This is a genomic window from Pseudomonas sp. GW821-FHT05H12, from assembly GCF_059419385.1.
Genome location: NZ_JBWKRS010000007.1, coordinates 170370 through 190555, shown reverse-complemented (window position 1 = coordinate 190555; position 20186 = coordinate 170370). Strand labels below are relative to the sequence as shown.

Below are 20186 nucleotides of genomic sequence, written 5' to 3'. Positions count from 1 at the left end.
TGTTACTGTGCCGCGAGGCTGACGCCCCACAACCGTGGCGACGACACCGGCCACGAATGGAAGCCCTTGACGCTGTCGCGCAGCGCTGCGGCGACCGTGCCGTTGTAGATGATCACCATCGGCGTGTCGTGGATCATCATCGTGTGCAGTTGGTCGAACAGCGCTTGGCGCTTGGCCGTGTCGCTCTCACGCACCGCTTCGCGCAGCACTGCCTGGGCCTGGGGGTTGTCCCAGACTTTGCGGGGTTCCTTGGTCTTGTCGCCCATCAGCGAGTCGAAGCTGGTGGCCGGGTCCAGGCGCGAGGAATAAGAAAACGCCATCATCTGGTAGTTGCCGCTCTGGTAGCGCTCCAGCTGGGTGCCCCACTCCAGGGTTTCCATCTGGATATTCAAGCCGCTGGCCACCGCCATGGCCTGGCTGAGCAGGCCCATGTCGAACATCTGCGAGTAACGCTTGTTGACGATCATCTTGATCGGCTGGCCGTTGTAGCCGGCCTCTTTGAGCAGGCGCTGGGCCAGTTGCGGGTCGTGGTGGTAACCCTGCTTGGCGGTGGCGCTGTAGAACGGGCTGGTCTGCGGGATCGCCGAGTTGTTCGGCTCGGAGGTGCCATTGGACAGCGCGGTGACCATCTGCCCATAGTCGAGGGAGGCAGCGATGGCCCGGCGGATACGCACATCCTTGAGCAGCGGGTCGTTGGTCTGGAACAGCAAGCCACAGATGGCCATGATCGGGCTGAACGAAATCTGCACTCCCGGCGTGGCTTTCAGCTCCTCGGCATCGCTGGCACTGACGTTGGGCAGCAGGTCGATGTTGTTGGACATCAAGGCGGCTTTGGCCGACGACGGGTCGGGTATCACCATGAAGCGCAGGTCATCCACCAGCGCCTGCTTCTTGCCGGTGAAACCATCCGGCCCGGCTTCGTCACGCGGGCTGTAGTCCTTGAAACGCGACAACACCACGTATTGGCCGGGCTTCCATTCGGTGAGGCTGAACGGGCCAGTGCCCACCGGCGCCTTCCAACTGCCATCGGCCGCCAGCGAGTCGCGGTGCAGGATGCCGCTGCCACCGCAGTCGGGGCGTGCCATCGAGGCCAGGAACAAGCCACTGGGCTGGTCAAGGTGGAACACCACCGTGAGTGGGTCCGGCGTGTCGATGCCGGTGATCTTCGCCCCGCCACGACCATCGAATTCGGCCAGGCAGCGCCATTGGGTCTTGGGGTTGAGGTAACGCTCCCAGGTCCACTTCACGTCCTGGGCGGTCAGGGTGGCGCCATTCTGGAAGTGCACGCCTTCACGCAGTTTGAAGGTGTAGGTCATGCCGTCGTCCGAGCGCAGCACTTCGCGGGCCAGCAACGGGCCGACGGAGGCATCCTCTCTATGAGCCACCAGGCCTTCGACGATGTGCAGCATCACCGTGTCGGTGTTCTCATCACGGTTGACGCCCGGTTCAGTGCTGCGGATATCGGCGTTCAAGCCCACGCGCAAAGTGCTCTGGGCCTGCGCGAGGCCGGCGCCCAGTGCGAGGGTGAGGCACAGCGTTCCATTGAGTAAGCGATTCACGGGAGACGTTCTCCTTCGCTGAGAAGACCGGCCTGGGGCAGGAGCCGGCTTCAAGCCTGTGTTAGGTCGTTATTGTTATGGCCTGAGCGAGGTCATGGCCGCGGATGTTTTTTGTTTTTTTAAATTCGCCGGGACATATTCACAGCATGCACCATGCTTGTAAATGTTTTTTTATGCACATAAAAACATTAAGGTCAGAGACAGCTACAGCGAATAGGCTGAAACGCAGACAAAAAAAAGAGGCCGAAGCCTCTTTTAGATGAACCCGCCAATCCTCAATGCAGCGCCACCCGCGTGATCAGGTAATTGACCAGCTGCGGGTCATCGTCCAGGTCCAGGGCCTGCACCGGGCGTGGCAGGTTGTCCAGCACCGTGCGCCAGAACGCCTGGGACACTTCGTCCTGGTCATAGAAACGCACCAGCCAGTTGCGCTCGCCGCTGCACAGCACCTGGGTGGCGATGGCGCGGCCAATGCCTTTGCGCCGATAGCGCTTGAGGATGAACAGGTCGGCCAGCTCCAGGGCATCAACACCGGGCAACTCGCTGCCTTCGATCAGCAGGAAACCGGCGATGTAACCCTCCACCAGCAGCAGGTGGGCGCTCCACTGCGGGTCTTCCCAGTAGCGCACTAGGTGCTCGTCGTGGATATAGAAGCGTCCGTCGGACTCGACATCTTCCTGTTCCCAGTCGGAGGACTCATAGGCGTAGTACTGGTAGAGATTGCGGATCAGCTCCAGGGCGTCAGGGCCGGTCTGGATCAATTCGACGGTGGTTTCAGGCATGGGGCTCTCGGTCAAAAAACGCAGGGCGCCATTGTTCACAAAAGCCCTGCGCAGGCCAATACATTGCATAACCTTTCTGTTTGCTGAACCGATTGCGGATTTGCCCGGCCCCGCCCAAAATCCTGAAACATTTAGAATAAACTTCCCCAAATTGTAGTGAGCGGGCTTGCCCCGCGCGGCGCCAGACCAGGCTCCGGGTTTCTCCCATGAGTGTGCGGTGCCAGGACTGGCGCGGCGCGGGGCGAGCCCGCTCACTACAGGTTCCGGTTATTCATTTTAAGGACATGTATTTTGACCAACGTCTGTACCGCCGGCCTGGATGTGGGCTTTGCCTCCCTGGATTACCTGCAGATCTTCATCCTGGGCGTGATCCAGGGCATTACCGAGCTGTTGCCGGTGTCGTCCACGGCCCACATGCGGGTGGTGCCGGCCCTGCTCGGCTGGCAGGACCCGGGCTCGGCGTTTTCGGCGGCCATGCAGTTGGCGGCGCTGGCGGCGGTGGTCAGTTACTTCTGGCGTGATGTGCGCCAAGTGACCACCGGCAGCATCGGCGCGGTGCGCCGGGGCGACTACAACGACCGCTGGTTCAAGCTGGCGGTGGCGATTGTGCTGGCGACCATCCCGATCGGGATTGCCGGCCTCGCGCTGTCCTCGACCCTCAACGCCTGCAACTCGCCGTTGCGCGGGTTGATGGTGATCGGCATTTCCTGCGTGGTCATGGCGGTGTTGCTGGCAGTGGCCGAAGTACGCGCACGCCACACCCGCGAGGTGAGCGAAATGCGCCTGCGCGATGCGTTGATCGTGGGTATCGCACAGATTGGCGCGTTGATCCCCGGCGTATCGCGCTCCGGTTCCACCCTCACCGCCGCGCTGTTTCTCAACTTCAAGCGTGAAGAAGCGGCGCGCTTCTCCTTCCTGCTGGGCCTGCCGGCCATCGCCCTCGCCGGTTTGAAGGAGCTGTGGGTGTTGTTGCATGCGGACATGCCGGCCCACGCCTGGCCACACCTGATCTTCGGGCTGGTGGTGGCAAGCGTCTCGGCGTTCTTTGCGATCTGGGGCTTGATGAAGTTCCTGGAGCGGTTCTCCACCTGGCCGTTCGTGATCTACCGGGCGTTGCTCGGGGTGTTCCTGATTGTGGCGGTCAGCACCGGCCTGCTGAGCTGACACCACCCCCTGTAGGAGCCGGCTTGCCGGCGATGGCGGTGTGTCAGGCAGCCTGTTTTTTACCTGATACACCGCTATCGCCGGCAAGCCGGCTCCTACAGGGGATCGTGGTTAGCGGTCGGCCAATGCTTCGAGCAGGTCGGCCGAGGGTACGAAGAACAACCCGCCAGTAACCGCCGTGCTGAAATCCAGCAAGCGGTCGTAATTGCCCACCGGGCGCCCGACGAACATGTTCTCCAGCATCAACTCCAACGGCTGCGGCGAGCGTGCATACCCAATGAAATAGGTGCCGAACTCCCCTGCCCCCGGCCGGCCGAAGGGCATGTTGTCGCGCAGGATCTTCACTTCCTCACCGTTCTCGTCCGTGATGACAGTGAGCGCGCTATGGGAATTGCTCGGCTTAGCCTCCTCGTCCAGCTCGATATCCGACAGTTTGGTGCGCCCGATCACCTTCTCCTGGGCCTCCACGGTCAGGCCGTTCCAGGCCGTCATGTTGTGCAGGTACTTCTGCACCAGCACATAGCTGCCGCCACGGAATTCGCTGTCTTCATCGCCCACGATGGTGAAACCCTCGGCCTTGCGCCCCACCGGGTTCTCGGTGCCGTCGACAAAGCCGATGATGCTGCGCATGTCGAAGTAGCGGAAACCCTGCACCTCATCCACCACCTTCACCGCGTCGCCCAGGGCCGCCATGAGATGGGTGGCCAGCTCGAAGCACAGGTCCATCTGCTCGGCGCGGATGTGCAGCAGGATATCCCCCGGTGTCGACACCGCCAGGCGCCCTGGCACACCGAATTCGCGGAACGGGTGCAGCGCGGCCGGGCGTGGCGCGCCGAACAGTCGATCCCAGGCATCCGAGCCAAACCCGCACACGCAGGTGAGGTTGCCCGCCGGCACGCGCTTGCCCACCGAACGCACCAGCCCGGCGATGTCGGCGCACCAGCCGCGCACCGTGTCTTCACTGCCGGGAGCGATGGTGGCGACCATGAAGATGGCGCTGCTGGTGATGGGGTGGCAGACGGATTGCGGTTCCAGGGGCGGCTGAACGGAGGATGTCGACATGGTGAAGCTCCGGGCTGGGGGCTAAAGACCCGGGCAGATTAGCAGATCCGATGGCGATTTTACGGACGCCATCGCCGGCAAGCCGGCTCCTACAGGGGGTGGGTGCAGCGGTGCCATAGGGTGCGAATCAGCGCCTGCAGTTTCAAGGCTTCGGCCCAGCGATCACTGATCTCGTGGCCATCGGCGCCAGTGATCGCATAGGGCGGCGGGCCGAGTTCGCAGGTGAAGGACAGGCTCTGCGGCGTGTCGGGGCGGGCCAGCCAGTCGTTGATCCCGTAGCGCCACCACTCAGTAAACCGCTGTACCCAGGCCTGGTGCTGGGGAAACTCCAGCGAGACCTGCACCTGTTCGCTACTGGCGACACGGCCGTGAAAACCCCAGCTATGGCGCAGGATCGTGCGGATCTGCTCGTCGTCTTCAAGCGCGCCAGGTTCGGGCAATTCACGCCCGACCACGTAGTGGGACAGGTCGGCCAGCAGTTTCAGGTCGGGCATTTGCGCCAGCAGGTCGAGGGTGAACAGCAGGTCGTTGGTCAGGCGATAGCGATGGGTTTCCAGCAGTACCGGAAAGTCCACCTGCTCGGCCAATCGCTGCCAACCCTCCACCAACCGCGCGGCTTCGCTCTGGGTGCGCGGGCGCACGTCGGCTTGTAGGGTGAGGTGATGGCAACCATGGCGGCTGATCACGTCCAACGCTGCCGCCAGGTCGTCGACGCTTTGCGGGAACAGCTGGCCTTCGATCTGCAAGCCCCTGGCCGTGGCCGCTGCGTGCAGTCGGGCCACGTCGGCAGGCTGCCAGTAGTGGTCGGTGATGCCATCGAATCCCGCAGCCTTGATGCGATCGAGCTGCGCCTCCAGCGGGCCGGGTTCGGTTTGCATGGCCCACAGGGATTGGAATACCAGGAGTTGGCGCATATCAGCCTCGCAGCAGGTGTTTAAGGGACTGCCCGGGGTCCGCCAGCGCGGCGGCGTCGAGGGCAATGCGTGCGGTGATCAGGCGCTCGCACAGCTTGATGTCTTTGGCCACGCCGTTGCCCGAGGCCCAGCCGCAGGCACCTTGCAAACGCTGATCGGCATCCAGGCAAAACAGCAGCATGCCGCCTCCCGGCAGTGGGCGGCTGATCGTCATCGGCGTCAGCACCCCCACGGTCTGCAAGCCCCAGTCGTACTGATCGGACCAGAAGCCCGGGATCGTTTCGAACGGCACTTCACGCCCCAACAAATTGAGTGCCGCATGGCGCCCCTGGGCCTCGGCGTTGCGCCAGGTCTCCTGGCGTTGATAGAGGCCCCCCAGGCGAAACTCACACACGTCACCCGCCGCATAAATGTTGGGCGCACTGGCGCGCAGGTATTCATCGACTCGAATACCCTGCCCCACCTCCAACCCTGCGCCAGCGGCCAGTTCGATATTCGGCTGCATGCCAATACCGACCACGATGAGGTCGCAGGGCAAGCGTTGCCCGTCGACCAGCAATACGGCGTCGGCCTGGATCGATTCCAGCGCCACATTCAATCGCACGTCCACGCCGTGTTCGCGATGCAGGTCCAGCAGCGCCTGGGAGATAATCGCCGGCAGCACGCGGCCCGCCAGCCGTGGCCCGGCTTCCAGCACCGTGACTGCACAGCCAAGCCCACGTGCGGTCGCCGCCACTTCCAGGCCGATAAAGCCGCCGCCGACCACCACCAGCCGCGTGCCGGGGTTCAGCACGCTGCGCAGGGCCAGGGCTTCATCATGGGTACGCAGGTAAAGCACATTGGCCTGTTCCTGGGGCAAACGCCGCGCCCTGCCCCCGGTCGCCAGCAACAGCCCGGCGTAAGACAACCACTGGCCGTCAGCCAATTGCAGGCGATGTTGCGAGGGTTCCAACCGGCTCACCGGGTTACCGGCAATATGCTCGATGCCCAACTCGGCGAGTCGCTCGCTGCTGAGCAGGCTGCACCCGGCCAGGTCCGTGGCGCCCTGCAACAATCCCTTGGACAGTGGCGGTCGCTCGTAGGGCAAGTGCGCTTCATCGCCAATCAGGATCAGCCGTCCGGTGTAGCCTTCTTCGCGCAGGGTCAGCGCCGCACGGCCACCGGCATGGCCGGCGCCGACGATAATCAGGGGGGCGTTCATCATCAGGCCATGACAGCGAGCAGCACTCGCCCCGCTTCGACCCGCACCGGGTAGGTCTTGAGGTTGACGCACACCGGTGCGCCCATGGCTTTGCCGGTGCGGTAATCGAAGCGCCCGTTGTGCTTGGGGCATTCGATGATGTGGTCCATCACCAGGCCGTCGGCGAGGTGGATTTTCTCGTGGGTGCACAGGCCCGCCGTGGCGAAGAATTCATTATCGGCCGAACGGTACACCGCGTAGGTGTGCGGCCCGTGGTCGAAGCGCAACACGTCTTCTTCGTCTATTTCGCCCACGGCGCAGACGTCGATCCATTGGTCGTTCATGAGGGTTCCTGTAGTGAGCGAGCTTGCTCGCGCGGCGGCCGTAAACATGCCGCAGAATTGTCTGGAAAACGCGGTGGCGTTATTGGGGCTGCTGCGCGGCCCAGCGCGAGCAAGCTCGCTCACTACAAGGGCCCGGGCGTTGGATGAAGTAATTCGGGTCGCGGCGCTGGCGCCAGATCGTCGGGAGGATTTCCCTGTAGGCCTCCAGCAGGTTGGCGTAGGGCGGCGGGCAGTCGTTGCGGATCTCTTCGTGCAACTGGGCCAGGGCGTGGTACGGCACCATCGGGTACATGTGGTGCTCGAGGTGGTAGTTCATGTCCATGTAGATAAAACGCAGCACGCGGTTCATGTAGATCGTGCGGCAGTTGCTGCGATGGTCCAGCACGTCTTCGGCCAGGCCAACGTGCTGGGTGAGGCCGAACAGGTAGCCAAGCCACGCACCGTAGAGGCTCGGAAGGCCTACCAGCATCAGTGGCAGCCAACTGTGCAGATACAGGGCGGCGCCGATGATCACGGCATAGATACCCACCCAGATCCGCGCCGCACGGAACACCTTGGGCCATTCGGATTCAGGGATGAAATCCGCCTCCTGGGCACTCATCTTGCCGATGGCATGGCGCGCCACGCCGCTGAAGGTTTTCCAGGCCAGGGGCAGGTTGAACAGGCTGAGGAACATCATCAGGAAGCTGGGCGGGCGCGGCTCGACGATCTCCGGGTCGCGGCCCACCACGATGGTGTCGGTGTGGTGCCGCGCATGGCTCCAGCGCCACACATGGGGTTCGAAGATGCACATGAAGCTGGCGACCTGATACAGCCCGTCGTTCATCCAGCGGGTCTTGAACGCGGTGCCGTGGCCGGTTTCGTGCCAGCGCGGGTTGGAGGCGGTGCCGTACAGCACGCCATAGGCGATGAAGAACGGCACGCAGGCCCAGGTGCCCCAGAACCAGTAGCCGCCAAAGCCGGTGGCGAACAGTGTGGCCACCCACAGGGCGGTGTCGCGCAAGGCCGGGCCGTCGCGGCGTTGCATCAGTTCCTTCATGCGTTTACGGGCAATCGGCGATTGGTACCAGTTGGCTGATACCAGGCCCTTTTCGGCCGCGCGGGCCGCTTCGGGGCCTGTGAGGCTGTAGTCGCGTCGGGTGGGTTGAGGCATTGTTATTGTTCTCCGCAAGCGTGGGTTTCAGGGGCTTTGCGAAACCCACGATAGAGAACGGGTGATTCACCCTCAAGGCCTTGAATCCATTCCCTATCAAGCTATCATCCAGGTCCAGCGGGGCTTGATAGTTTTCTATCAAGACGCAGACAGGGCCAGCCATGAACAACAACAAACGCCCAACCATCGCCACCGTTGCCGCCCATGCAGGGCTGAGCGTGGCCACCGTCGACCGGGTGTTGAACGCCCGCGCGCCGGTCAACCCACAGACCGCCGAGCAGGTGTTCCAGGCCGCCGAAGCCGTGGGTTATTTTGCCGCGCGGCTGATCGGCCAGCGCATTCGCGAACGTAGGCCAACCTACCGTTTCGGCATCCTGCTGCTGGCCACCGCTCAAGCGTTCTACGCCAGCCTGGCGCAGGCGATTGGCGAAGCGGCGCAGCGTCACGCCGGTGCCAACCTGACCTGCCAGTTCGAGTACATCGTGGACCGCACGCCAAGCGTGATCGCCGCCCAAATCGAACAACTGGCCGTGCAATGCGACGCCCTCGCCGTGGTCAGCTTTGCCCACCCGCTGATCAACGCCACATTGGCGCAAATCCGCGAAGCCGGCGTGCCGGTGGTGGCGCTGCTCTCGGATATCCACGAACACGCCGCCGAACCCTATGTGGGCCAGGACAATCATGTGGTCGGGCGCACCATGGGCTGGTTGCTGGCCCGCACCTGTGGGGCGCGCAAAGGCAGTGTGGGGATTCTATTGGGCGGCCATCGCTTCCTCGGCCACCAGGCGCGGGTCGAAGGTTTGCACAGCTACCTGGCCGAACACGCGCCGGGGCTCAAGCCACTGGAACCGCTGATCAACCTGGATAACAGCGACATCACCGAAGAGGCCACCCTCGACCTCATCACCCGCCACACAGACCTGCGCGGCCTGTGCGTAGTGGGTGGCGGCGGAGACGGCATCATCAGCGCCCTGGCGCAGTTGCCCAAACGACCGGCGTTGTGCTGCATCCTGCAGGAGTCCACCGAACTGTCGCGCCAGGCGTTGCGCCAAGGCCTGATCGATGTGGTGATGGATTCACAACCGCGCCAGACGGCCACGGCGCTGATCGAATTGCTGGTGGATTTGCAGACCGCCGAGACCTTCGACCCGGTGCGGCACCGGATGTACATTGCGCCGCAGATCGTGACCTCGGAGAACCTTTAAAGCGCGCGGCACTCGATTTTAAGCCCACCCTCTTCCAGCACATGGCTGTCAATCGCCACCGGCAGGAAGCGCTGGATCACGTGCATATTGCTGTGCAAATGGTCGCTCATGTGCGGCGTGGTAAAACTGCCGCCACCGGCCATTGCCATCGGCAGCAGCAATTGATCGGCTAAATGCTCACCCACTGCCGTCTGCGTGCAACGCCATGCCTGCGACTGCTCGATGGCCTGGTCGGCCACCTTTTCGGCACGCAGCCTGTGCATGCCGAAGGCGCTGAACACCTCGGTGACGTGTTCGTGCACATACTCCAGCATCAGCAGATTACCAGGGCCTTGTTCCGGGTCGATGGCGACCGAAAGCAGTTGCGTGTCGTCGAACCCCAGGCGCTGGCCCACGCGCTTGAGCTCACGCTCGCTGACCTCGGCGGGCAACCCCGCGTTCAGGGCAATCGCGCGTGATTCGAGCAACTTGCCGCGCTGCATCAGGTGCAGCGGTGCCAGTTCGGACGGCTGGATAAAAGCCTCCAGTTCGCCACCGCCTGCCGGGGCAAACCCATACCGATTCAGGCTCAGTTCAATGCGCGCGCCCATGCGGCGCAACAACGGCAGCCAGGCCCGTTGCAGGAAGTCCACCGGCGGCGCCAGTGGGTTGTGGGTGCCGCCGCAGATCGTCACGCGGCTGGCCGTCGGTGCGCGCAACAACGCTGGCAACAAGGTTTGCAGCACCAGGGTGCAACTGCCGGCAGTGCCGATGCTGAAGCGGTATTCACCGCCCTGAATCGCGCCCGGTTCAAAGCGCAGCGTCTGGGAGCCCAACTCGGCCCCTTCCACCTTGGCACCACACACCTGTGCCGCCGCCAGCACAGCCGTCAGGTGTTGACGCATCAACCCCGGCCGGCTGCGCTTGGCGCGGATGTTGCGGATGTGCAGGTTTTGCCCTGTGACCATCGCCAGGCTCAAGCCACTGCGCAGTACCTGGCCACCGCCCATGGCGCCGTCAAGTTCAATCATTTCGTATTTCCTTATGCAAAGTGTTTGACGGTGCTGCGCAGGTAGTCATCCAGTTGTTGTGAGTCTGCGTGGGTGCGTGGCAATGACGGCACTTGGCGCTCCAGTTCACGCTGGATATAGGCATGCAATGCAGGGCGCCGTGGCCCGTAGGCCGCCTCGTCGGCATTGCGCTTCAATACCAGCAGGGCCGCTACTTCATCCAACAGTTGCGCGTCATCCACCGTCCCCAGGAGGTCGGCAAAGGTCATCGGCGGGCGGCCCAGGCCCAGGTCAATCCAACGCACCGCGAGTAACGGTCGCAGCACGTAGAAGTACTTCTTGAAACGCACCGAATCGCCTTGCAGGTAACCGCGAAAATTCTTCTTGGCCATCGACAAGTAATGACTGCGCGCAGCCGGCGGGCTGTAGAACGCCTCGGCTAACCCACGCAATTGCGCAGTGGCGGTAGCGTCCTGGCGATACACCAGCGGCGAATCCAGCCACTCCAGCAACGTGGGATTGGATTTGCGCAGCAGCCCCAGGGTTTTGCGCAGTTCCCAACCGCTGATGTCCAGCTCGTCATCCAGCGGGCGCTCGATCACGTCCCGTGGCGTGTCCACCTGCATGAACCAATCGGGCTTCTCCACGTAGACGAAGCGCACATCGTAGTCACTGTCGGTGGAGGCAAAGCCCCAGGCCCGGCTGCCGGACTCACAGGCGTACAACACCGTGACATTGCGCTCGCGCTCGATCCTTTCCAGCTCTTGCAACACCCGCGCACGCATGGCGTCGCAGAGTGGGTGACGCTCTTCCCTTTCCATCCTGATTCCCCTCCTCCTATCCTTTGACACACACCACTTGGCGTAAGGTGTGCAGCACTTCCACCAGCTCGCGCTGGGCGTGCATGACCTGGTCGATGTCCTTGTAGGCCATCGGTATTTCATCGATCACATCGGCGTCCTTGCGGCATTCCACGTGGGCCGTCGCACGCACCTGGTCGGCCACGGTGAAGGTGTTCTTCGCCTTGGTGCGGCTCATGGTGCGGCCGGCACCGTGGCTGCAGGAGCAGAACGACTCTTCGTTACCCAGGCCGCGCACGATGAAGCTCTTGGCGCCCATGGAGCCCGGGATAATCCCCAGCTCGCCCTTCTTCGCCGACACCGCGCCTTTGCGCGTAACCAGCACCTCTTCGCCAAAATGCCGCTCTTTCTGCACATAGTTGTGATGGCAGTTCACGGCTTCCAACGCCACTTCAAACGGCTTCCTGATCACCTGGCGCGTGGCCTGCACCACGGCGCGCATCATCAACTCGCGGTTCTGCCGGGCAAAATCCTGGGCCCAGCCCACCGCTTCTACATAGTCATCGAAATGCTGGCTGCCCTCTTCGAAATACGCCAGGTCACGGTCCGGCAAGTTGGCGATGTGCTGGCGCATATCGGCCTGGGCCAGCTGGATAAACAAGTTACCGATCGCGTTACCGACGCCACGGGAACCGCTGTGCAACATGAACCAGACACGGTTGGCTTCATCCAGGCACACCTCGACAAAGTGGTTGCCGGTGCCCAATGTACCCAGGTGCTGGCGGTGGTTGGCGCGTTCCAGTTGCGGGTACTTGTCGGTGATCGCCTTGAAGCGCGGGTGCAACGCCGCCCACACCTGATCCGCTTCGGCCGGGACGTCTTCCCAGGCACCTTTATCGCGGCCTTTTCGGCTGCGGGTGCGGCCATGGGGCACGGCGGCCTCGATGGCGCAGCGCAAGCCAAACAGGTTGTCGGGCAAGTCACCGGCCATCAATGTGGTGCGGGCGGCGATCATGCCGCAACCGATGTCCACCCCCACCGCTGCCGGGATGATTGCGCCCACGGTGGGGATCACACTGCCAATGGTCGACCCCTTGCCCAGGTGCACATCCGGCATTACTGCCAGGTGTTTGAAGATGAACGGCATCTGGGCGGTGTTCATCAATTGCTGGCGGGCTTCGGGTTCAACAGGCACGCCCTGGGTCCAGAGTTTGATCGGCTTGCCGTTGGCCACTTCCAGCAGTTGGTAGGTCTTCTCTTGCATGATCTCGATTCTTTTCTTGAAAGCCGTCACTGCGGCGTTGGCTGGGATATAGCAGCGGTCATGCCAGATATTCAGAAAGTTCACATAAAATTTTTAACCAATTGTTTTTGATAGGTATTTTTCATAATCAAGAAATCTCTACGAAAAAACCATGACAGCCCTTTCATCACATCCATATCCTTACCTATCGTCATTTATATTTTGGTCTATCCATGAAACACAAGCGCACGGTCGCCATCGGGTTTATCGGCTCCAAACTGGATCGCATCGGCAAGGGCGCCAATCGCTGGAACCATTGGCGCCCCAGCGTCGGCTTGTGCCAGCAGGACAACCTGCAAATTGATCGCCTGGAGCTGATCCACGACATCGACGCCCGCGACGTCAGCATTGCCGAGCGGATACGCGCCGACATCGGACAAGTCTCGCCGCACACCGACGTGCGCCTGCACCCGATGCCGCTGAACAACCCCTGGGATTTCGAAGAAGTGTACGGCGCGCTGCACGACTTCACCGCCAACTACCGCTTCGACACCGAGCACGAGGACTACCTGGTCCACATCACCACCGGCACCCACGTGGCGCAGATCTGCTGGTTCCTGCTGACCGAGGCGCGCAACCTGCCAGCGCGACTGGTCCAGACCTCCCCCACGCGCCGCCTGGACGAAACGGCGCCCGCCACCGGCACCCATACCCTGATCGACCTCGACCTGTCGCGCTACGACCGCATCGCCTCGCGTTTTGCCCATCAGCGCCTGGAGGGCCTGGCCTTCCTGAAATCCGGGATCGCCACGCGCAACAGCGCGTTCAATGCGTCCATCGAACAAATCGAACGGGTGGCCGTGCGCTCTACCGCGCCGATGCTGTTGATCGGCCCGACGGGCGCGGGCAAATCCTTCCTGGCCCGGCGCATCTTTGAGCTCAAGCGCAGCCGCCATCAAGTGCAGGGGCGTTTCGTCGAAGTGAACTGCGCCACCCTGCGCGGCGACGGCGCGATGTCGGCGTTGTTCGGGCATATCAAAGGCGCCTTCACCGGCGCGCAAAACGCCCGCGACGGCCTGCTGCGCGCGGCGGACGGCGGCATGCTGTTCCTTGATGAAATCGGCGAGCTGGGCCTGGACGAACAGGCGATGCTGCTCAAGGCCATCGAAGAAAAACGCTTCTACCCCATGGGCGCCGACCGCGAAGTGGCCAGCGACTTCCTGATTATCGCCGGCACCCACCGCGACCTGCGCGGGCGCGTGGCCGAGGGACTGTTTCGCGAAGACCTGTACGCGCGAATCAACCTGTGGACATTCGACCTGCCCGGCCTGGCGGGCCGACGGGAAGACATCGAGCCGAACCTCGACTTCGAGCTGGAACGCCATGCCCGCGAACAAGGCCGCCGCGTGCGCTTCAACCTGGAAGCGCGGCGTCGCTACCTGGCGTTCGCCAGCTCCAGCGAAGCGGCGTGGCTGGGTAACTTTCGCGAACTGTCCGCGTCGATCACCCGCATGGCCACCCTGGCCGACAGCGGGCGCATCGATGAAACCCAGGTCGAAGAAGAAATTCGGCGCCTGCGCTACGCCTGGGGACTGTCCGAACCGCAGGCCTTTCTGCCCGACGACCTGGACCTGTTCGACCAGCTGCAACTCAAGGCGGTGATCGATGTGTGCCTGCAGGCCGACAGCCTCTCCGACGCCGGCCGCCGCCTGTTCGGCGTCTCGCGCCAAGCCAAGGCCCAGCCGAACGACGCAGACCGCCTGCGCAAATACCTGGCGCGCTTCGGCATCGACTGGAAGCAACTCAAACCCTTGTAGGAGCCGGCTTGCCGGCGATGGCGGCCTCAAGGTATGTGCTGAAAACAATGGCCTCATCGCCGGCAAGCCGGCTCCTACGGGGCTGGGGTGCTTGTTCGGAAATCGGCGGCATTCAGGCCCAAGCGGCTCATCTTGTTGTACAGCCCGCCCCGCGACACGTTGAGCTGCCGCGCAGCCAGGCGGATATTGCCTCCGGTGTTCTGCAAAGCCGCCGCAATCGCCTGCATTTCATGACTGCTCAGGTCTTGGGCAGGCTGCGGCTCATAAGCGCGTGCCGGCGCTCGGTGGCGGGTCTCCAGCGGCAGGTCGCTCGCCTGGATCAACTCACCCGTGGCCAGGTTGGTTGCCCGTTCGATGCTGTTTTCCAACTCGCGCACATTGCCCGGCCAACCGTAGGCCGACAGCAATGCCAGCGCCTCCGGCGCAAAACCCTGCACCGATTTACGCAGTGAGCGGGCAAAGCGCGCAAGAAAATGCCGTGCCAGCAATGGGATGTCTTCGCGGCGCATACGCAGCGGCGGCACGGTGAGGTTCAGCACGTTGAGGCGATAGTAGAGGTCTTCGCGAAAGGCGCCCTCCGCCACCGCCTGGCTCAGGTTGCGATGGGTGGCCGCAATGATGCGCACATCCACCCGCCGCGAGTTTTTCGCGCCCACGCGGGTGACTTCACCCTCCTGCAACACCCGCAGCAAACTCACCTGGGCATCGAAGGACATGTCACCAATCTCATCCAGGAAGATCGTGCCGCCATCCGCCAATTCAAACTTGCCCGCCGAACCGCCACGGGTGGCACCGGTGAACGCGCCTTCCACATGCCCGAACAGCTCGCTTTGCACCAGATCCCGCGGGATCGCACCGCAGTTGACCGCCACGAATGGGCCTTTATGACGGTCGCTGCCGTTGTGGATCGCCTGGGCGAACAGCTCCTTGCCGGTGCCGCTTTCGCCGAGAATCAAGGTGGTGGAATCGCTGCGACTGGCGATGCGCCCCAGGTGCAACGCGTCGTGAATGGCCCGCGAACTGCCCTGGATGGTCTCAAAGGTGTAGCGGGCCTGGGTGCCGATGATGCGCCGGGTAATCTCGCGGATCCGCCGGTTCTCGCGTAGCGAGACGATCACCCCGCCCTGTTCCAGCGGGCACACCGAAACCAGGCAGGCGAGCTGGCTGCGGTCCTGCAGGTGAAAGGTGCAATCGAGGTCGCGCACCGGCTCGCCCAGCACGTCGCTCAACTCGCTGCGGCCCAAACGCTGGAACGGGCTGCCGACCAGCTCCGGGCCCACGCCGAACAATTGCCGCGCATAACGGTTGAGCGCCTTGATGCAGCCGCGCTCATCCAGCACCACCAGGCCTTCGTTGAGCACTTCGAGCACGGCTTGCTGCTCTTCCAGCAAACCGTGCAGCGCCATCTGCCGCGACACTGCTTCGGCTGCGGCCTGCACGGTGCCCAGGGTATGGAAATGAAACCAGCCAGGCTCGGCCGTGAGGGTCAGCATCGCCAGGGTCTGGCCCTGGGCGTTTTTGATCGGCGCGGCGGCGCAGTGCATGCGGCGTTGGCGCAAGCCCGTGGCGAAGTTTTCTTCGGCCAGCACATACACCAGGCGGTCTTCGGCCAGGGCCAGGCCGGTGCAATTAGTGCCCTGCACCGACTCCAGCAGGCGGCTGCCGACCGGCGTGATATCCAGCCCGCAGAAGTACAAGGTGGTGCCGTGAGCATCGGTGAGGTTGATATGCCCGCGTGGGTTATAGGCCAGCAGCCCATGCATGACGTGCGCGGCGGCGGCGATCAGGACGCGGTGAGTGGCCAGGGTGGCGGCCAGTGCTTCGTCGGCGACAAAGCGATACGCGCCGTCAGCCGGGTCGAGCCCCGCCTCGACGCTGCGCCGCCACGAATCCCAGATGACCTGCCGCACCCCGGCCGGGCGCTCGACCTCACCCGCCAGGCATGCTCGCCACGCCTGCTCCAGGGCTGGAACGGGGCCGTCATTCAGCGCCGCAGGCCCCAGGGCCGTGAGGTAATCGAGGTCTTGTACGCTGAACGCCATGCTCATCCGGGGTACCCATGTTCATATTTTCGACATGTCAGTATAGACATGTCATTTAAATGAACACTTTTTGTTTATAAAGATTAATTAATCGATAAATATCAGCAGCTTATGAATTGGCACAGCCCTTGCTCCTACCTCATTGCCCATCAGGACCGTCCTGAGGCCAACAATAAGAAGGGGTCAATTCATGAATACACAGAACATCCGCCTGGGTCTGATCGGTGCCGGTCGCATGGGCAGCTTCCACGGTCTGACCGCTGCGCGGCACATCCCCGGCGCCAGCCTGGTGGCGATTGCCGACCCGACACCAGGCCAGGCCGCGCGCCTCGCCGCTGAATTGGGGGTAGCCAAGGTCTACACCGACCCGCAACAGCTGCTCGACGACCCGGACATCGACGGCGTGATCATCGCCGCCCCCGCCCGCAGCCACGCCGAACTGGTGATTAGCGCCGCCCGCGCCGGCAAGGGCATCTTCTGCGAAAAACCCATGGCCATCACCCTCGACGAAGCCGACCGTGCCATAGCGGCTGCGGCCGATGCGCGGGTGCCGTTGCAGGTGGGCTTCAACCGGCGCTTCGCCAAGAGCTTTCGCACCGCTCACCTGGATGTCGCTGCCGGCCGTATCGGCACCCCGCAGTTGCTGCGTTCGCTGACCCGCGACCCGGCGCTGAACAACCCGGCCGCTTCGCCGCAGTGGGTGATCTTCCTGGAAACCCTGATCCACGACTTCGACACCCTGCGCTACCTCAACCCCGGGGCCGAGGCGGTGCAGGTCTATGTGATGGCCGACGCCTTGATCGCCCCGGCCTTCAAAAGCAAAGGCTTCCTCGACACTGCCGTGGTCGCGATCCGCTTCGACAACGGCGCCATCGCCACCGCCGAAGCCAACTTCCAGGCGGTGTACGGCTACGACGTGCGCGGCGAAGTGTTCGGCAGCGAGGGCATGTTGAGCATGGGCAGCCTCAACGATTCCGACCTGGTGCGCTACCTGGCCCAGGGCATCCAGGCCGACACCCAACGCATGGACACCGACCTGCTGCGCGACGCCTACATCGCCGAACTCAACCATTTCGCCGACTGCCTGCGCACGGGCGCCAAGCCGATGGCCAGCGGCGAAGACGCCCGCGCCGCCCTGGCAATTGCTCGCGCCTGTATCGAGTCGTTCGAAACCGGCAAGGCCGTGGCTGTACAGGGAACCCGCCCATGATCCCTTTCAAGCTGGCGGTCAGCGCCGAAATGGTCTTTCTCGACCTGCCCTTCATCGAGCGCGTGAAGCGCATTCATCAATTGGGGTTCAGTGCGGAAATCTGGAACTGGACCGACAAGGACATCAGCGCCCTCGCCGCCACCGGTGCTGACTTCACCTCCATGACCGGCTACATCAGCGGCACCCTCACCGACCCCGACGGCGTCCGCCAATTGCTCGACAGCGCCCGCGAATCCATCGGCATCGCCGAGCAACTCGACTGCCCCAGCCTCAACCTGCACGGCACCGGCCTGGGTGAAGGCGGCCTGCCCGTGCAACCGGTCAACCAGACCACCGGGCGCATGTGGCTGAGCGCCTGCAAGACCCTGGAAAAAATCGCCCGCCTGGGAGAGGACGCCGGCCGCGTGTTCCTGCTGGAAAACCTCAACACCGAGGTCGACCACCCCGGCACGCCCTTCGCCCGCGCCGACGACACCCTGGCGCTCATCGAAGCCGTGGGCAGCCCGCACTTGAAGATGAACCTGGACCTGTACCACGCGCAGATTGGCGAAGGAAACCTGATCGAACTGATCCAGCGCGCCGGCGGTTCCATCGGTGAAATCCAGGTGGCCGATGTGCCTGGCCGCAAGGAGCCCGGCACCGGCGAAATCCACTACCCGGCCATTGCCAGGGCCCTGCACGCCATGGGCTATACCGGCGTGGTCGGGCTGGAAGGCTGGGCCAGTGGCGACAGCGAGTTGGCCCTGGAGCGTTTCCGCCAGGCCTTCACCCTATAACAATAAAAGGACCACCCTCATGCATCGCTATTCATTGCTCGTTGCCACGTTGTTGCTGCTGTTCAGCCAATGGACCTTCGCCGCCTACCGCATTGGCGTGAGCATCGCCCGAGTCGACGATAACTTCATGACCTATGTGCGCACCGGCCTCGAAGCCGCCGCCAAACAGCAAGATGTGCAGATCCAGTTCGAAGACGCCCAGGGCGACGTGGTGCGCCAACTCAATCAGGTCGAGGGTTTTCTCAACCAGAAGGTCGACGCCGTGATCGTGTTGCCGGTGGACACCGCCGCCACCGCCAACATGACTCGCGCCGCCGTCGCCGCGAAGACGCCGCTGGTGTACGTCAACCGCCACCCGGATGAACGCACCCTGCCCAAGGGCGTGGTCACCGTGGCCTCCAACGACATCGAGGCCGGGCAGTTGCAAATGCGCTACCTCGCAGAAAAGCTCGGTGGCAAAGGCAACGTGGCGATCATCATGGGCGACCTCGCGCAAAACGCCACCCATGACCGCACCGAAGGCGCCAGGCAGGTGCTCAAGGAATTCCCCGGGATCAAGGTGGTGGAGCAGCAAAGCGCCGAATGGCAGCGCAGCAAGGGCATGGACCTGACCAGCAACTGGCTGCTGGCGGGTACGCAGTTCGATGCGATCGTCGCTAACAACGATGAAATGGCCATCGGCGCCGCCATGGCATTGCAACAGTCCGGCAAGGCCAAGGGCGAGGTGGCGATTATCGGCATCGATGGCTTGCCGGATGGCCTCGCGGCCATCAAGCGTGGCCTGCTGACCGCCTCGGTGTTCCAGGACCCCAAGGCTCAGGCGACCCAGGCCGTGCAGGCGGCCATCCGGATGATCAAGGGTGAGCCCATCGAGCCAGAAGTCTGGGTGCCCTTCGAGCTGATCAAACCCGAGCAAGTGGCGGTGTTTGAGCAGCGCTACAAGCAGGCATTGTGAAGCACGGCTTCAAAGCCTGAGCAGCGTCTGCCCGATTGTGTGCCTGGCCTTAACGGAGAAAGATCCCAGGCACACTCACGGGAGATCACCATGCCTGCACAACCCCAGAAAACCTGGCTTATCACCGGTATCAGTTCCGGCTTCGGCAAAGCCCTGGCCGAGACCCTGTTGGCTGCCGGCGAGCGCGTCGTCGGCACCGTGCGCACGCCGGAGGCCATCGACGCGTTCGACCGCATCAAACCTGGCTACTCCTTTGCGCGCTTGCTAGATGTCACCGACAGCCTGTTTGTCCCGGCCGTGGTGGCCGAGATCGAAAAGAACGTTGGCGCGATTGATGTGCTGGTCAACAACGCCGGCTACGGTTTTGAGGGCGTGCTGGAAGAGTCGTCCCTGGACGATGTACGCCAGCAATTTGAAGTCAACGTGTTCGGCGCGGTGGCGATGATCCAGGCGGTGCTGCCGTTTATGCGCAAGCGCCGCCGTGGGCATATTCTCAACATCACCTCGATGGGCGGCCTGACCACCTTCCCCGGCCTGGGCGTGTACCACGGCAGCAAATTTGCGCTGGAAGGTATCTCCGAAGCGCTGGGCAAGGAGGTGAAACCGTTCGGCATTCACGTCACCGCGATTGAGCCGGGGGGCTTTCGCACCGATTGGGCGGGTCGTTCGATGGTCAGGGCCGAACGCAGCATCGCCGACTACGACGCCTCGTTTGATGCCGTGCGAGCAGCACGACAAGCCCGCAGCGGGCGACAGGACGGCGACCCGGCAAAAGCAGCCCTGGCGATGATGCAGGTGGTGGCAAGCACCGAGCCACCGGCGCATTTGCTGCTGGGCAATGACGCGGTGGAGCATGTGACGGCCAAGCTCACGGCGTTGCAAGCCGAGATCAGCGCCTGGGAAAGCGTTTCCCGCGCAACCGATTTTGCCTGATACACCGAGCCGCCTGCATCGCCGGCAAGCCGGGCTCCTACAAAAAGGCGGCCGAGCG

At 63.2% G+C, this 20186-nt stretch carries 18 protein-coding genes; 7 read left to right on the top strand and 11 right to left on the bottom strand.

The window, feature by feature from the left end; translation table 11 throughout:
• Nucleotides 1-2: 2 nt before the first annotated feature.
• Both AC07SU_RS08800 and AC07SU_RS08795 read right to left on the bottom strand, forming a co-directional pair.
• Nucleotides 3-1559 (bottom strand): ABC transporter substrate-binding protein, encoded by a 1557-nt coding sequence (locus AC07SU_RS08800; RefSeq protein ID WP_494996806.1) that lies wholly within the window; start codon nt 1557-1559, stop codon nt 3-5.
• Between the two features lie 275 nt (nt 1560-1834).
• Complete coding sequence (locus tag AC07SU_RS08795) at nt 1835-2341, bottom strand: GNAT family N-acetyltransferase (protein WP_256349874.1); 507 nt, start codon at nt 2339-2341, stop codon at nt 1835-1837.
• Nucleotides 2342-2632: 291 nt separating this feature from the next.
• Here AC07SU_RS08795 and AC07SU_RS08790 point away from each other — a divergent pair, with 291 nt between their 5' ends.
• On the top strand, nt 2633-3505 hold the full coding sequence (locus tag AC07SU_RS08790; protein ID WP_178919688.1) for an undecaprenyl-diphosphate phosphatase: 873 nt from the start codon (nt 2633-2635) through the stop codon (nt 3503-3505).
• A gap of 111 nt (nt 3506-3616) precedes the next feature.
• Here AC07SU_RS08790 and AC07SU_RS08785 read toward each other — a convergent pair whose 3' ends face one another.
• The 5 genes from AC07SU_RS08785 to AC07SU_RS08765 form a co-directional block, all read right to left on the bottom strand.
• Nucleotides 3617-4567, bottom strand: coding sequence for a Dyp-type peroxidase (locus tag AC07SU_RS08785; RefSeq protein WP_494996805.1), 951 nt, complete (start codon nt 4565-4567; stop codon nt 3617-3619).
• An 89-nt stretch (nt 4568-4656) separates the two neighbouring features.
• Nucleotides 4657-5481: a sugar phosphate isomerase/epimerase family protein gene (locus tag AC07SU_RS08780; RefSeq protein WP_494996804.1), complete on the bottom strand. Its 825-nt coding sequence runs from the start codon at nt 5479-5481 to the stop codon at nt 4657-4659.
• 1 nt (nt 5482) lies between these two features.
• Nucleotides 5483-6682: an NAD(P)/FAD-dependent oxidoreductase gene (locus AC07SU_RS08775; RefSeq protein ID WP_494996803.1), complete on the bottom strand. Its 1200-nt coding sequence runs from the start codon at nt 6680-6682 to the stop codon at nt 5483-5485.
• A 2-nt stretch (nt 6683-6684) separates the two neighbouring features.
• On the bottom strand, nt 6685-7005 hold the full coding sequence (locus AC07SU_RS08770) for a MocE family 2Fe-2S type ferredoxin (protein WP_176997685.1): 321 nt from the start codon (nt 7003-7005) through the stop codon (nt 6685-6687).
• 79 nt (nt 7006-7084) lie between these two features.
• Entirely contained in the window at nt 7085-8158 is a 1074-nt protein-coding gene (locus AC07SU_RS08765) for a fatty acid desaturase family protein (protein ID WP_494996802.1), read from the bottom strand.
• A 161-nt stretch (nt 8159-8319) separates the two neighbouring features.
• Between AC07SU_RS08765 and AC07SU_RS08760 the strand changes: the two genes are divergently transcribed.
• On the top strand, nt 8320-9363 hold the full coding sequence (locus AC07SU_RS08760; RefSeq protein WP_494996801.1) for a LacI family DNA-binding transcriptional regulator: 1044 nt from the start codon (nt 8320-8322) through the stop codon (nt 9361-9363).
• Here AC07SU_RS08760 and rtcA read toward each other — a convergent pair.
• The 3 genes from rtcA to AC07SU_RS08745 are packed head-to-tail and all read right to left on the bottom strand — an operon-like array spanning nt 9360 to nt 12416.
• Nucleotides 9360-10373, bottom strand: coding sequence for an RNA 3'-terminal phosphate cyclase (gene rtcA / locus AC07SU_RS08755; protein WP_494996800.1), 1014 nt, complete (start codon nt 10371-10373; stop codon nt 9360-9362). The two genes, AC07SU_RS08760 and rtcA, sit on opposite strands and share 4 nt — an antisense overlap.
• An 11-nt stretch (nt 10374-10384) precedes the next feature.
• On the bottom strand, nt 10385-11173 hold the full coding sequence (locus AC07SU_RS08750; protein ID WP_494996799.1) for a nucleotidyltransferase domain-containing protein: 789 nt from the start codon (nt 11171-11173) through the stop codon (nt 10385-10387).
• Between the two features lie 16 nt (nt 11174-11189).
• Complete coding sequence (locus tag AC07SU_RS08745; protein ID WP_494996798.1) at nt 11190-12416, bottom strand: RtcB family protein; 1227 nt, start codon at nt 12414-12416, stop codon at nt 11190-11192.
• 212 nt (nt 12417-12628) lie between these two features.
• On the opposite strand from AC07SU_RS08745, the gene rtcR reads away from it, so the two are divergent.
• Entirely contained in the window at nt 12629-14212 is a 1584-nt protein-coding gene (gene rtcR, locus AC07SU_RS08740) for an RNA repair transcriptional activator RtcR (protein WP_494996797.1), read from the top strand.
• 74 nt (nt 14213-14286) lie between these two features.
• Here the strand turns inward: rtcR and AC07SU_RS08735 are convergent, their stop codons facing one another.
• Complete coding sequence (locus AC07SU_RS08735) at nt 14287-16260, bottom strand: sigma-54 interaction domain-containing protein (RefSeq protein WP_494996796.1); 1974 nt, start codon at nt 16258-16260, stop codon at nt 14287-14289.
• Between the two features lie 184 nt (nt 16261-16444).
• Here AC07SU_RS08735 and AC07SU_RS08730 point away from each other — a divergent pair, with 184 nt between their 5' ends.
• From AC07SU_RS08730 to AC07SU_RS08715, 4 genes are all read left to right on the top strand, one after another.
• The gene (locus AC07SU_RS08730; protein ID WP_494996795.1) at nt 16445-17464 is read left to right on the top strand and encodes a Gfo/Idh/MocA family oxidoreductase; all 1020 of its coding nucleotides are present in this window, start codon (nt 16445-16447) and stop codon (nt 17462-17464) included.
• Entirely contained in the window at nt 17461-18240 is a 780-nt protein-coding gene (locus AC07SU_RS08725; protein ID WP_494996794.1) for a TIM barrel protein, read from the top strand. Before AC07SU_RS08730 ends, AC07SU_RS08725 begins: the two co-directional genes overlap by 4 nt.
• Nucleotides 18241-18259: 19 nt before the next feature.
• Nucleotides 18260-19195 carry a sugar ABC transporter substrate-binding protein gene (locus tag AC07SU_RS08720; protein WP_494996793.1) on the top strand — a complete coding sequence of 312 codons (936 nt, stop codon included), beginning with the start codon at nt 18260-18262 and terminating at the stop codon, nt 19193-19195.
• 90 nt (nt 19196-19285) lie between these two features.
• The gene (locus AC07SU_RS08715; RefSeq protein WP_494996792.1) at nt 19286-20128 is read left to right on the top strand and encodes an oxidoreductase; all 843 of its coding nucleotides are present in this window, start codon (nt 19286-19288) and stop codon (nt 20126-20128) included.
• The last annotated feature ends 58 nt before the right edge of the window (nt 20129-20186 follow it).